Annotated in this window: 14 protein-coding genes and 1 tRNA gene; 2 read left to right on the top strand and 13 right to left on the bottom strand. The window is 30.6% G+C overall.

Going from position 1 to position 14,466, the window contains the following annotated elements; all coding sequences use genetic code 11:
* The first annotated feature begins 82 nt into the window (after window positions 1-82).
* Window positions 83-1,555, top strand: coding sequence for a D-alanyl-D-alanine carboxypeptidase family protein (locus tag BUB90_RS09695; RefSeq protein ID WP_073286821.1), 1,473 nt, complete (start codon window positions 83-85; stop codon window positions 1,553-1,555).
* 60 nt (window positions 1,556-1,615) lie between these two features.
* Here BUB90_RS09695 and BUB90_RS09690 read toward each other — a convergent pair whose 3' ends face one another.
* The 10 genes from BUB90_RS09690 to BUB90_RS09645 form a co-directional block, all read right to left on the bottom strand.
* Entirely contained in the window at window positions 1,616-2,566 is a 951-nt protein-coding gene (locus tag BUB90_RS09690; RefSeq protein ID WP_073286817.1) for a 3'-5' exonuclease, read from the bottom strand.
* Between the two features lie 34 nt (window positions 2,567-2,600).
* Window positions 2,601-2,963, bottom strand: coding sequence for a hypothetical protein (locus BUB90_RS09685; RefSeq protein ID WP_073286814.1), 363 nt, complete (start codon window positions 2,961-2,963; stop codon window positions 2,601-2,603).
* A gap of 104 nt (window positions 2,964-3,067) precedes the next feature.
* Window positions 3,068-3,141 (bottom strand) — tRNA-Arg (locus tag BUB90_RS09680).
* A 115-nt stretch (window positions 3,142-3,256) separates the two neighbouring features.
* Window positions 3,257-4,141, bottom strand: coding sequence for a DUF3881 family protein (locus BUB90_RS09675; RefSeq protein WP_073286810.1), 885 nt, complete (start codon window positions 4,139-4,141; stop codon window positions 3,257-3,259).
* 282 nt (window positions 4,142-4,423) lie between these two features.
* Window positions 4,424-5,524 carry an HD-GYP domain-containing protein gene (locus tag BUB90_RS09670; RefSeq protein WP_084139181.1) on the bottom strand — a complete coding sequence of 367 codons (1,101 nt, stop codon included), beginning with the start codon at window positions 5,522-5,524 and terminating at the stop codon, window positions 4,424-4,426.
* A 67-nt stretch (window positions 5,525-5,591) separates the two neighbouring features.
* Window positions 5,592-6,104, bottom strand: a complete 513-nt coding sequence (locus BUB90_RS09665) for a DUF4446 family protein (RefSeq protein ID WP_073286807.1) — start codon at window positions 6,102-6,104, stop codon at window positions 5,592-5,594.
* 17 nt (window positions 6,105-6,121) lie between these two features.
* Window positions 6,122-6,994: a ParB/RepB/Spo0J family partition protein gene (locus BUB90_RS09660; RefSeq protein ID WP_073287454.1), complete on the bottom strand. Its 873-nt coding sequence runs from the start codon at window positions 6,992-6,994 to the stop codon at window positions 6,122-6,124.
* 42 nt (window positions 6,995-7,036) lie between these two features.
* Window positions 7,037-7,804 (bottom strand): ParA family protein, encoded by a 768-nt coding sequence (locus BUB90_RS09655; protein WP_073286804.1) that lies wholly within the window; start codon window positions 7,802-7,804, stop codon window positions 7,037-7,039.
* A gap of 319 nt (window positions 7,805-8,123) precedes the next feature.
* The gene (locus BUB90_RS09650; RefSeq protein WP_073286801.1) at window positions 8,124-8,768 is read right to left on the bottom strand and encodes a response regulator; all 645 of its coding nucleotides are present in this window, start codon (window positions 8,766-8,768) and stop codon (window positions 8,124-8,126) included.
* A 33-nt stretch (window positions 8,769-8,801) separates the two neighbouring features.
* Window positions 8,802-9,863 carry a sensor histidine kinase gene (locus tag BUB90_RS09645; RefSeq protein WP_084139180.1) on the bottom strand — a complete coding sequence of 354 codons (1,062 nt, stop codon included), beginning with the start codon at window positions 9,861-9,863 and terminating at the stop codon, window positions 8,802-8,804.
* Window positions 9,864-10,273: 410 nt separating this feature from the next.
* Between BUB90_RS09645 and BUB90_RS09640 the strand changes: the two genes are divergently transcribed.
* Window positions 10,274-11,221 (top strand): alpha/beta fold hydrolase, encoded by a 948-nt coding sequence (locus BUB90_RS09640; RefSeq protein ID WP_073286798.1) that lies wholly within the window; start codon window positions 10,274-10,276, stop codon window positions 11,219-11,221.
* A gap of 127 nt (window positions 11,222-11,348) precedes the next feature.
* Here BUB90_RS09640 and BUB90_RS09635 read toward each other — a convergent pair whose 3' ends face one another.
* Genes BUB90_RS09635 through mnmG form a run of 3 tightly spaced genes read right to left on the bottom strand, consistent with a single transcriptional unit; the run spans window position 11,349 to window position 14,451 of the window.
* Window positions 11,349-11,783, bottom strand: a complete 435-nt coding sequence (locus BUB90_RS09635) for a GNAT family N-acetyltransferase (protein WP_073286795.1) — start codon at window positions 11,781-11,783, stop codon at window positions 11,349-11,351.
* Between the two features lie 53 nt (window positions 11,784-11,836).
* The gene (gene rsmG / locus BUB90_RS09630; RefSeq protein WP_073286792.1) at window positions 11,837-12,556 is read right to left on the bottom strand and encodes a 16S rRNA (guanine(527)-N(7))-methyltransferase RsmG; all 720 of its coding nucleotides are present in this window, start codon (window positions 12,554-12,556) and stop codon (window positions 11,837-11,839) included.
* Between the two features lie 11 nt (window positions 12,557-12,567).
* A complete protein-coding gene (gene mnmG / locus BUB90_RS09625; RefSeq protein WP_073286789.1) occupies window positions 12,568-14,451 on the bottom strand; it encodes a tRNA uridine-5-carboxymethylaminomethyl(34) synthesis enzyme MnmG in 1,884 nt (627 codons plus the stop codon).
* Window positions 14,452-14,466 lie beyond the last annotated feature (15 nt).

Here is a 14,466-nt window from a genome sequence, read left to right as displayed (position 1 = left end):
CGTTTTATTTGCTATATTATATAACAAAGATTATATAACATGAAAAATGAATGATTATACAAAGAGAGGTAACTACAATATTATGAAACGAATCCTAACAACAGTTCTAACAGCAGTCCTACTGCTTTCCAATATAGGAAATATAACGGCACATGCTGCCACTACACAAATGGAGCAAACCCAAGTCTCGCACATTGATTCGACTACGGATACAGATACTTCTACTGAAGCGAAAAATACTTTTAAGTGGCCTAAAAGTCCTACTGGTATTACTTCAGAATCAGCAATATTAATAGATGCCTCATCCGGTTTAGTTTTATATGAAAAGAATGCAAACGAAGAATTATATCCAGCTAGTATAACTAAGATCATGACTACATTGATTGCTTTAGAAAATTCTTCTCTTAATGAAATAGTCACCTTCTCTCATAATGCAGTCTTTAGTATTGAAAGTGGAAGTACTCATATAGCCCGTCAAGAGGGCGAACAGTTAACTATGGAGCAATGTCTATATGCTATAATGCTAGCTTCCGCAAATGAAGTATCAAATGCCGTTGCGGAACATGTTGCCGGTAGTATTGATAAATTTGCTGATATGATGAATGCCAAAGCAAAAGAATTAGGATGCAAGAATACTAACTTTGTTAATGCCAATGGTTTGCACAATGATAAACATTATACTTCCGCTTATGATATGGCTCTCATTGCCCAGGAAGCAATGAAGAATGAAACTTTCAGAAAAATTACAGCTACTAAAAGCTACGTAATACCTAAGACGAACAAATCTAAGGAAGAGTTTCCTATGGCCAATCACCAACAATTATTGCTTGGTTATAAGCTAACGAAGAAATATGACTCTTGTATTGGTGGAAAGACAGGTTACACCAATGCAGCCCGCAACACTCTTGTCTCGTTTGCTAATAAAGATGGTATAGAATTGATTTGTGTAATAATGAAATCAACCCCTACCGATCAGTATAAAGACACAGTTAGTTTATTTGATTATGGATTCGGCAACTATGAGGCTTTCTCTGTGGATGAAGCAAGTACTGTTTCATCAATAGATAATTCAATACTGTTTACTAGATTTAACTCGATTTTTGATACCTCTACTCCAATGATTTATACCGATAATTCTAGTAGCTATATTCTTCCTGTAGGTGCAAGTCAAAAAGATGTTACACAAAGTATGAATCTATATGATACACCTAAGAACCAAAACGGAAAAGAAATCATAGGTGATATTACTTATACATTTGATAATAAAACTGTAGGAAAACTTGATATCTATTATACAGCCTCGGAAAAGCCAACACTAGAATCTGTTGCCTTACTTGAGGACAACTCAGATAGGTCTGTAACAAGTACCTTAAGTTCTGCCGTATCTTCTAAAACACATCAGAATATTAAACCTCTTATAATAATAGGTATTTTTGTAGTATTCATTCTATTATACTTCGTATATTATATAGCGGTGGAGCGTCCCCGTAAGAAACGTAGACAAGCTTATTATCAAAGAAAAAATTCACGTAAATACGATGATTTTAACTTGTAATTTACAATAATAATTCTCACAAAAAAAGACCAAACAATCTGTTATGGTCTTTTTTGTTTACTATTCACTTAACTTTCTTTTCTTTTTTCTTCGTTTTGCTTCTACATATCGTTCCATCAGAAGCAATGCATCTTCTTCTGAAATAGCTTTGACTACCTTAACAGCATATACGTTGTTATTAACTGCCTTTTTTATTCTTATCTTACCTTTAATATAACCATGTTTCTTACAGTAACCTAAGCTATAATAATTTTTAGAATTCGTTGTAAACCACTTAACCTTCTTAACAATCCTTTGATTACACTTATGACATATGACGCTACTAATATCTTTGTCACTCATACTTGCTTCTTTTGATTCAAATTCTCTAGATATAAACTTATAATACGTTTCATAATGTAGGTGTATTTCCTCTTCCTTAGTCTTAGGATTATGGAAATAATCTATGGAATAATTCCTTTCTACTGTATCCTTATCCAACATTTTAAAGATCTCTGCTGTATACTTTGCATCTACATATGCGCGATGAAACTCTTCATTCTTATTCAACTTTACTATATCCACTGCATACTCCAGTGTTCTAGGTATTCTATCCTGATAATAACAAATTGCAAATAGTTTCTGAACATCATAGAATGCAATAGGCTTATCAATATAACCTTTTATACCATAGTAATCCAAATTTCTTTGCAATTCTATTAAGTCCATGTTTCCCCATGTTGCAAATCGAAAATCATTTCCACACCATAAAAAAAATTCTTTTATAACATTTTGGAATAATTCTTCTTTTACCAAATCTTTTATTTCTATATGTATTATCTCTTTGGTAATAGAATGAATATCAGTATAAATTTGTGGCTTAATTAATCTACTAAAGCTACTTAAAACTTCCCTATTCTCATTAAGTTTAACCGCACCAATTTCTATAATTTCAAACGGGATTTCCTTTACCTCAGTTCCTTTTCCATAAGGGCTCTGATTCCATTCCAAATCAATAACAATATAATTCATTCTTTCACCTCCTATAACCAGAGTGTAAACATTATTATTTCTTCTTATTATTTTGAATAATTGCCTCTGTAAAATTTCTTTGTGCTTTTAGTAATACCTCTACACTTGATTTTTGGCGGTGCATTACTTCCTCTTTTGCCTCTTTAACTCTCTCATCGACCAAGACATTTAATTTTCTATACTGATCATCAATCATTTCATAATACTCTTTTTTCTTCTTTTCAATCTCATACTTTACACTATCAATAAAAAGGTATAAAGCAATAAGGAACACAATACTGGTTCCTATTATAGATATTGTATCTTTTCTCCATTCTAGGTAACTATAGATTTCTACTAATAATGCAAATGTAAAAAACATAATGTAAAAGGATAGTCCAAAACTCTTTTTCTTCATAGTATCACCTATCTTTCGTTATTATTAACATTTACCTATAACTTATACATATTTTATTACTTATAAAGGGTTTCGATCTATTCGATCGAAACCCTTTTTATCTCTGCACCTAACTGGATTCGAACCAGCGGCCTACCGCTTAGGAGGCGGTCGCTCTATCCTACTGAGCTATAGATGCATATCTCTACACCATAAAAATTATAACTATAATTCACACTAAAGTCAAGATTAATACAACTATTTACTCAATTTATATCTGTTATGGTAACCTATTATTTATCTTTACTTATCTTCTATTGTTCAACAAAGGTAATCGTTCCTTGAAGCCATATATTCCCCTTGAAACGTCTTCCAGGTTCAGGTGTACCTACTAAATCTTTCTCATTAATACATACTTCTAACATAATATCATTACACTCAACAACCAAGTCATATATATATTCATTGGTGAATTCATTCTGCAATTTTTTAACTTCTACTATATTAGCAATGACCGTATAATTGTCAGATTCTGATCCATACGGAATAAAGGTTGACTCAACAATAGAGTATATATCTTCATACCGTATTCGTCTCGATACCATAGCATATAAATCAATATCATCAATTGTCAAACTGTCAATAGCTTCTTGATTTCCCTTTTTAGCTTCCGCTAATAACTGGGTTCTTTGCTTGTTATCGGATATAATATTTCTTTCAGTATTACTATCCTTCGAAGTTCCTAACAATATCTTTCCTTCAGATGCTAATCCTGTTAACATAATAGGTACTGCTCTTCCATTCCAACGATTCTTTTCAATACAGTCTATATAATCAATTACATTCTGTAAATAAAAGATTAATGATACGCCTATTCTTAAGTCATCGCACATTCCCGTATAGGCATCTGTATCAACTCTCTTATTTATTGCAACCTCTTCTCTAATACTTGTTATCTTACCTTTAAAGTATGGATAATAATGCTCTAGATGAAAAAATCCTTTTTCATCATATTCCCCACGTACTGCAACCCCCAGTCGATCAGAAAAATCTTTTACTAATTCAGCTTCTACGTAATTCTTCCTCTCACTAGTTACATACTTTTCTGTAGGTTGTGCCATGACCATACCTAAAATCTGCTCTAGATCCTCCCTTTTCTTAATATTACTAAATCCCACTGATCTTAAATAACTATGCATGATCAAACACCACCTTTACATAAATTTCGTCTTACTTTATATTGTTATATCACTAAACAGTCCTTTTGTCTAGTTTAATAATGTTAAATTAAAGATAAAAACTGTTATAAGAATCTTTACGTTTATATTTAAAGCAAAAACATCTTGAATGTGAATTATGTATTGTCTTTCCTATAATAATACATATGCTATTAATATAAACACTGATACTTATAACAGTTATCTTATCTCTTCTTACATAGAGTACTTATAAAAATTATTACTTTTTATTTAATTTTATACCTATATATCTTTCGTATCTTCAATAAATAATGTTAATTCCTTGGTCAAGTCAACCTCTATCCAATCATTGTAGTAATTACCCATACTATCCATAATAAGCCGTATAACAGGCCTAGTAGGGCATTTTGCATTCTGTCTTAATACTACAGCTACATCCTTATCACTAGTTATCACTGTACTACCAGTGGGGTATGCAGCAACTGATTCATTGAAAAACTTAACTATCTCATAATCGAATTTTTCACCACTTTGGCTAAGTATATAATCAATTGCTTTATATACTTTCATCTTCTTACTATATAGGCCGTATACAAGATGGTCAAATTCATCACATAACCCTACTATTTTACTTCCAATTTTAATCTTATTGCCTTTCAAACGAAATGGGTAACCACTACCATCTATTCTTTCATGATGAGAAAGAATAATATCCTTAGCTACTGCTGACAACCATGTCTCTTTTTCTACAGACGTATAACCGTAAATTACATGTTTCTTGAACTCTTTTATTTTATTCTCATCACTATAGATTGATTCATAACTCTCATTTATTAAATTAAAATTAACGTAATTAATTCCAATATCATGTAGTAAGCTCCCTACTGCAATATCTCTGATTTTATCTTTTGATAATTTCAATTTCAATGCTAATAATACTGATAGTGCACAAACGTTAACAGAGTGTGAATATACATTCCCATTTCTTTTACGGACACCCGATATATTAAACATAATCTCGGGTTCACTTAAAATATCTAAAATAATCTCATCAGCTACTATTTTTAATTTTTCTAACTCTGAACTATCACTGAAAAAATATTTTTCAATTGTTTCTTTTACTGTTTCCTGGCACTGCTCTTTAATTTTTATTTCAATTAACTCATCAACTTTAATACCTTCAGCTATTTCATCCTTTATGAATATATTGGTTATACCTAATTCGATTAACTTACTGATATATTCTTTTTTAACAACTGTACCTTCTGACATTAATATAATACCAGATTCAGAAATAATATCTTTTGCTATAATCTCATTACCTTTTAAAACATTAACACTAACGCTTCTCATTACCATATTAGAATTTTTTAATTCAACCATTTAATCACCCTAATACTATATTGTATTGTTAAAAACGATTATCGACAATACTATAGTACTATCCTAATTAAGCATGTAAGTTCTTGCTTTCAATTGCTTGTTTTAGAGCTAGCTTTTCTTCCTCGGATAATATAACAAACGACTCTCCTTTAATAATCTCTTTGATATATGTGTAACATCCTTCTCTACTACTATGCATAGAATTTAATAAGAAACCATCATTCTCTTCCGTTAATAAAGCTAATACAAAACTTAGCTTTCCACCCATTTCACTAAATGCATCATATTTGACAATACCTACTTTTTGATATACCACTTTTAAAGTATCCTCAATACGAACAACGCGATTCTCCACTTCTTTTGTTTCTTTTTGTAAGTTGTTTATTTCTTGAAATCTCTTGCTAATTTCGTCCTCCATACTTTCCATTGTACTTCCAGACATAAAGCTTCTATACTTTTTCTTTAACGAGTGAACTTTACACATCAATACAATACACAAAATACCTATGAACAATGTTATACCAATTGATCCCAACAGCACATAACCTATATCTAACCCTATACTATCAAATACTTCCATAATTATCTCCTAGCCTATTACCTTTGATTTTTCTTAATTGTTTGAAATAACTCAATTATACGTTCAAACTCATCTTTTGAATAGTATTCAATTTCAATTTTACCTTTATCTTCTGTCTTCTGTTTAACTTGGACCTTACTTCCTATAATCTCTTTAATTTTTTCTTCTATATCATGATAGATAAAACTTAAGTCCTTGCCTTTATCTTGCTCTTCTTTAACTGGTTCCAATAGCTTTTTAACAAGTTTTTCTGTCTCACGAACACTTAACTTTTCATCAAAGATTTTAGTTGCTATTTGATATTGAATCTCTCCATCTTCAAGAGTTATTAATGCTCTGGCATGTCCACTTGATATCATATCATCAATCAGCATCTGTTGAACACGTTGATCAAGCTTTAATAATCGCATTGAGTTTGCTATAGCCGTTCTGCTCTTAGATACACGCTCTGCAACTTCATCTTGTTTTAGTTTATATTCATTAATTAGTTTTTGAAACGCTATAGCTTCTTCTATTGGATTTAAATCTTCCCTTTGTATATTCTCTATAAGTGCTATTTCCACAATTTCTTGTGAACTATAATCCTTGACTATAGCAGGTACTTCTTTAAGACCTGCAACCTTAGCTGCTCTCCATCTTCTTTCTCCTGCTATAATTTCATAATACTTGTCCCTTTTTTGTAATATTAAAGGTTGTATTATACCATATAGCTTGATAGAGTCTGCTAATTCATGGAGAGTATCTTCATTAAAATTTCTCCTAGGTTGTGATTTGTTTGGTTCGATTTGATTAATATTAATTAATGTTTCACGTGAAACATTGTCCTCATTCTTTTTCGCTCTTACATCTGTTTTATTATCTTTAGTTTGCATAACCTTTTGAGGAATCATTGAATCAAGACCTTTTCCTAGCCCTCTACTTCCTGCTACCACTTAACCTTCACCTCTCTCTATTACTTCTCGTGCTAAATCTCTATATCCATCAGCTCCCGCTGATTTTGGATCATATATATTAATAGGCTTTCCATGACTTGGTGCCTCTGCAAGACGTACATTTCTAGGAATTATTGATTTATAAATGTTTTGTTTTAAGTTTTCTTTAACATTTTCTACAACTTGTAACGATAAATTTGTTCTAGCATCGTACATTGTAAAAACCACACCTTCAATTTCCAAATCAGGGTTTAATCTTTCCCTTACTAAGTTAATAGTATGTATTAGCTGAGTTAGCCCTTCTAATGCATAGTATTCACACTGAATTGGTACAAGAACTGTATCTGCAGTTGTCATAGCGTTTACCGTCAACGTATTTAGTGAAGGAGGGCAGTCAATTATAATAAAATCATATTTATCTCTAATTTTGTCAATATAGGTTTTTAGTATATATTCTTTGTCATTAATACCTATTAATTCAATTTCTGCTCCTGCTAAATTTACATTGGATGGTAGAACATATAAGTCTTCACATACACTTGGTATAATGCAATCTTCTAATTCACAACTGCCAATCATCAATTCATAAACAGTATTTTCCAAACTATTTTTATCAATACCTAAACCACTTGAAGTATTTCCTTGTGGATCAATATCAATAGTTAAAACTTTCATTCCCTGTTCTGCTAAACATGCCGATAAATTAATAGCGGTCGTGGTTTTACCAACTCCACCTTTTTGATTAGCAACTGCTATTATTCTTCCCATTCTTCCACCTCCAAATTTGTAATGTAATTGTCTTTTACTTTACTTAGGTATATTAAATTAACAATACTAATTATAGCATTTTTATAAATAGTATTCAACTAACATACATAAAATGTTTCACGTGAAACATGCTAATTACAAAAAAGTTATATACATTTTTAGAATAATTTTTACTAAAATACAAGAACATAAAAATAATAAAAGAAAAAGACTACTACCCTCAAGGTATACTTGAGGGTAGCTACGTGAATATTTTTATTTAACTATTATCTACAATTAACAATATATTAATTTAAATATATTTATTAGATTTATTTTACTAAAATATATCAACTAAGTTATTTTTAATTGCAAATACTGCTGCCTGTGTACGATCAAATACTTCAATTTTTCTAAATATATTTGACACATGATTTTTTACTGTCTTTTCACTAATAGATAACTTATATGCTATTTCTTTATTAAACAATCCTTCTGCTAAAAGTTTTAGTACTTCTACTTCTCTTTTTGTAAGATCATTAATAGCTGCATTCTCTTCTTGATAACTAAGTTTCTCATTTAATAAAGGAGCTAAATTAGGTTGTATATATGTTTCACCATCATTAATTGTAAATATTGCTTTCTTTAATACTTCAGAATCAGAGTCTTTTAATACATAACCATTAATTCCAATTTCGACTGCTTTTGCCAAATACTCTATTTCATTATGAATCGTTAATATTAATACCTTTACTTTTATATTATACTCTTTCAGTTTTTGTAACATTTGAAGACCATTCATAATCGGCATATTAATATCAAGTAATACTACATCTGGATTTGTCGTTTTAATTAACTCAATTCCTTCTTCTCCGTTACCAGCTTCCCCTTTAACTTTAATATCTCCATCTAACTCAAGTAATTGTTTAATTCCTTCTCTAACCAACGAATGATCGTCGATAATAATAATATTTACAGGTTCCATCCTATGCTCTCCTTTAAAAGAATAATTCTATAGTTAATTGATTGGTACACACACACTTATTTTTGTTCCCTCGTTGATAGTCGATGCTATTTCTAGTTTTCCAGACAGAAGTCCTACTCTTTCTTTCATCATAGATAATCCAAAACCAGACAGAGAATTATTTGATACATATTGATCTTCCTTACGCATATATTGCTCAAACCCACAACCATTGTCTTCGATGGTCAACTCGATACAGTTCTCTCTATATTTTAAATCTATATATATTACAGTTGCCCCGGCATGCTTCATTGCATTATTACAAGCCTCCTGAATAATCCTAAATAAAGTTAAATCTATGATATCAGAATTAATTTGTTTTTCATTTTCAACATTTAAAACTACTTTTATTTTTGTACTATCAATAAATTGTTTTATATATCTTTTTACTGTTATAACTAGCCCTAAATCTTCTAGTGACATAGGACGTAAATCATATATAATATTCCTCATATCATTTATGGTTGTCTTTATTGTGTTTATCATTGTTTGCAATTCTAGCTTTGCACGTATTGGATCTATATCAACTAATTTGGTACAGAGTTCTGTTTTATGAACTAAATTAGTTAAATTCTGTACCGTTGAATCATGTAATTCTCTGGCAATACGTTTTCTCTCTATTTCTTGCGTCTCTAACAATTTCAGTCCGTTGACATCATCATATAATCCACCATCCAGCCTGTGTGAATTACATACTTTATCCGTCTTTAAATGATCATTTAATCTAGATAAATCCTGTTCTTTTAATAAAGCTTTATTATATTCTTTTTGCATTTCTTCCATTCTCTTTTGTTCATCATGTAAACTGTTTTCCATAATTTTGCATTCATAGTTGGTTTGTCCATAATTTGCTTTAAATAAACCACTGTTCTTTTCACTTTGATCTCTATAATAAGTTACTATTTTCTTCTGTAATATATCTATATTGGTTTGCATCTCATGAATAGATATTAACAAGGAGTTCTTTTCCTTCTTTACACTTATTAATAAACTTTCAGCTATTTCGCTTAGGGTACTCTGTACTAATGTATTTTCATTTTTGTTAATGTTTTCCACTAGATTACCTCACTTTATTAACTGTTATTTTTTCTTGTAAATTTATTCATATATAGTAGTAAACTTATAATTTTCGATGAACAAATTCCACTATATAACAGTATATATACTATAATATAACAGAAATACAAATTATTAAAGGAATTTTTTGCACATAATTTATATTTATTTATTATTTTTTCAAATTAGATAAATTTCGACCTTATTGATTCTAATTTTATATATTTTTTATTTTTATACAACTCTTAATAATAATAATTCATATATAATCTTCTAAACTTTAAAAATCAATTGTAAGTCCCAACAATTTAGCATATAATATAACTTAAGAGAAACAACTAAGTTTAAGATCTATAATAGTTCTAGTTTAATATTTTTATTTAATTTACTTTAGAAAGAGGGATAATACATTGAAAAAAAATAAAAAGTTTTCCATAGCTTTGTTAGCTATATTAGCTATCACCACAATTAACATATGTATTAATAAATTAATTTTTTATTTTTCTTCAAAACATGAAAAATTATATTTACCAAATAGTAATTATTTTGAGTGGCGATTTGGACAAGTCTATTATACAAAGAATGGACAAGGTACTCCTATTTTATTGATTCATGACCTAGATGCAAGTCAATCTAGTTATGAATTTAAATCACTTATTAGTAAGCTAGAAAAAAATTATACTGTTTATACAATAGATTTAATTGGTTTTGGTAAATCCGATAAACCTAAAATGACTTATACCAATTTCTTATTTGTTCAATTAATAACCGATTTTATTACTTCTGTTATAAAACAGAAAACCAACTTAGTATGTATAGGTAAGTCAACTACTATAGGTCTTACTGTATGCAATTACAATCCAGATATAATTGATAAATTAATGTTTGTTAATACTCCAAGTATCAGAACATTAAACCGTGTACCAAATAAAAATAATAAGATAAACAAAACGTTATTGGAATCTTCTATTATAGGTACAAGTATCTTTAATCTCCTTTATAGTAATACATGGCTCTCAAAGAAGTTGATAAGTCAAGTTGTTGAGCCTACTACTATAAAAAGGAACTATATTCTATCTAGGATTGAAGCTGCTCACCTTAGTGGTGAAGCATCCAAGTATGTTGATGTTAGCATTCGATATTACTATACGAATCTAAATATTACACATGCACTAAAATCAATTAATAATAGTATTTACTTTGTTACTGGAGAAGGATATTCTAATTATAAAGAGATTTTTAACGAATATATGGAATTAAATCCTTCTATAGAAACAGCTATAATAACAAATTCTAAGGGATTACCTTGGATCGAAAATCCTAATCAATTATGTAATTATATATCTATATTTATATAACACTATAATTCAAGCGTTATATATAATAACTAATATGTTTATATTTGTAAACATGAAAATGTTGGGACTAACATACAGAAGTCCCAACATTTCTTTTTTACTCCAATATTTTATCAGTTCTATAATTTTATTTGCAGCACTTTTTCCCGTTAAAAAAATTATTCAGATCTAAACACATCTTAATACCTTCCTGATTATCATTGGATGGTTCCTTACTCTCTAGAAAACCTAATGACTCAAAAAACATCTTATTATCGTCTTCGCATAATACTATAATCTCTTTTGCACACATTAAATTAGCTTTTTCAATTAAAAGTCTCACTGTAAAATCACCGATTTTATTATTTCTCTTTTCATTGATTACATAGATATGATCAAAGATATATCGATCTTCACTAATTAACATGCGTCCACATGCTATCGGCTGCTTATCTTCATACACAATAACATGCAGGGCTTCATTATCCATTACATCTGCTATACTGGTACTAGTACATTGCTTTCTTATCTTATTAACATCATCATAACAATCTCCAAATAACAAATACTTACCCTCTAACACGGATACCCTTCTTTCTTATGGATGGTCATAGACTTATACTTATATTTTAACCACTACTTTAATGGCTCTTTGGATGGTTTTCCTGCACTTCTCGGATATATCTTTTTCGTGTTCTCTATTTTGTGTATAATAACAAAAGAACGCTCTATATCTGTATTTGGTAGCATTAATGGCCTTACTTCTTCTAAACTACCACCTAATATTTTCACTGCCTTTTTAGCCTCTTCTACTTCATCAGCAATCTTTCCTGACTTAAATGGAATGAAATAGCCATTCTTTTTAACAAATGGAATGCAATACTCTGATAACGTTGCAAGATTAGCAACTGCTCTTGATACACATAAATCAAATTTCTCTCTATAATTCTTATCCCCACCAAAATCCTCAGCTCTTCCGTGGATGGTCTCTATCTTTTTTAATCCTAATTGATTAATAACTTCATTCAAGAATTTAATTCTCTTATTTAACGAATCTAATAGAACTACATTAATATCTGGATAAATAATCTTTAACGGAATACCAGGAAAACCTGCACCGGTACCAACATCAATTAACGATTCTACACTTGATATATCAAAGGATTTTACAATCAACAAACTATCAACGAAGTGTTTTACTACAACTTCTTCATACTCCGTAATACCCGTAAGATTCATAAATGAGTTCCATTCAACTAGTATTTCATAGTATTTAATAAACTGCTTAACTTGTATCTCTGATAGACTAATATCAAGTTCTCTTGCTGCTTGTACTAAAATATCTTCTCTACTCATACAATCTCCTATTATTTCTTTCCATGGAAGGAAGATAGATAAACTAATAAAACAGAAATATCTGCTGGTGATACGCCTGCTATTCTAGATGCTTGTCCTACAGAATGAGGTCTTACTAAAGACAACTTCTGCTTTGCTTCAAGACGTAAACTATGAACATCATCATAATTAATATCCTCAGGAATTACTTTTCCTTCTAACTTTTTAAACTGTTCTACTTGCTTTAATTGTCTCTTGATATAACCTTCATACTTAATATTAATATTAACTTGTTCAATTACATCACTCGGCAATTCCTTACGCCCCTTATCAATCGGTCCAATTACTTCATAACACAGTTCAGGTCTACGAATTAACTCACCCAAAGTCGTTCCAGTTTTGAGTGGTGTACTACCATTTTCCTCTAGTAGCTGTTGTACCTCTTTGGATGCTCCAATATTAGTGTTATCCAGACGTTCCATTTCTTCTTTAATCAACTTTTCTTTTTTTAGAACACCCTCATAGCGTTCATCACTGATTAATCCAACTTTATGACCTATTTTACTTAATCGTAAATCTGCATTGTCTTGTCTTAATAATAAACGGTACTCAGATCTGGAAGTCATCATACGATAAGGTTCTTTATTTTCCTTAGTTACTAAATCATCTATTAACACACCTATATAAGATTCTGAACGATCTAATATGATAGGTTCTTTTCCTAAAATTTTTAAAGCAGCATTCATACCAGCAACTAAACCTTGTGCCGCAGCTTCTTCATATCCAGAACTACCATTAAACTGTCCACCACTGAATAAACCATTTATTTTCTTAAACTCAAGTGTAGATTTTAATTGGTTTGGATTAATACAATCATATTCAATGGCATAAGCATTTCTTACTATCTTAGCATTCTCAAGTCCTGGAACACTACGATACATTTTGTACTGAACATCCTCAGGTAATGAACTAGACATTCCTCCTATATACATCTCATTGGTATAATTACCTTCTGGTTCAATAAACACTTGATGTCTGTCCTTGTCTGCAAAACGAACTACTTTGTCTTCTATGGATGGACAGTATCTAGGTCCTGTACCTTCAATATCACCTGAATACAATGGTGAACGATCTAGATTTTCTCTAATAATCTTATGGGTCTCTTCATTGGTATAGGTTAACCAACACGATACCTGTTCTTTCTCAATATCTTCTGGCTTATTAGTGAATGAAAAAGGAACAATTACCTCATCACCCTTTTGCTCTTCCATCTTAGTAAAATCAATTGATCTCTTATCGATTCTAGCTGGCGTACCTGTCTTGAATCTTTGCATTTCAATACCCAAACTCTTTAATGAATCGGTCAAATGATTTGCAGATGAGAGACCATTGGGACCAGTATAATTGCTAACGTCCCCATATATACATCTTGATCTTAGATACGTACCTGTTGCAAGTACCACAGCTTTACAAGAATATATTGCGCCAGAATATGTTTTAACGCCAACTACCTGACCATCCTCAACCAATATTTCACATACTTCAGCTTGTCTTACAGTAAGATTTTTAGTATTCTCAATAACCTGCCTCATCTCACTACTATAATCTAGCTTATCTGCTTGTGCACGAAGTGAATGTACTGCTGGTCCCTTTGATTTGTTTAACATCTTAGATTGTATGAATGTTTTATCAATATTCTTACCCATCTCACCACCGAGCGCATCAATCTCTTTTACTAAGTGTCCCTTCGAACTACCCCCTATATTAGGATTACAAGGCATCAGAGCAATACTATCTACGCTTACCGTAAACATAATTGTATTTAGTGATAGTCTTGCACTAGCTAAAGCTGCCTCGCAACCTGCATGTCCAGCACCAACGACAACAACGTCGTAATTTTCATACGTATATGACATAATCCTTCCTCACTT

It is taken from the genome of Anaerosporobacter mobilis DSM 15930, from assembly GCF_900142955.1.
Lineage (GTDB): Bacteria > Bacillota > Clostridia > Lachnospirales > Lachnospiraceae > Anaerosporobacter > Anaerosporobacter mobilis.
This window is presented reverse-complemented; position numbering and strand designations above follow the sequence as displayed.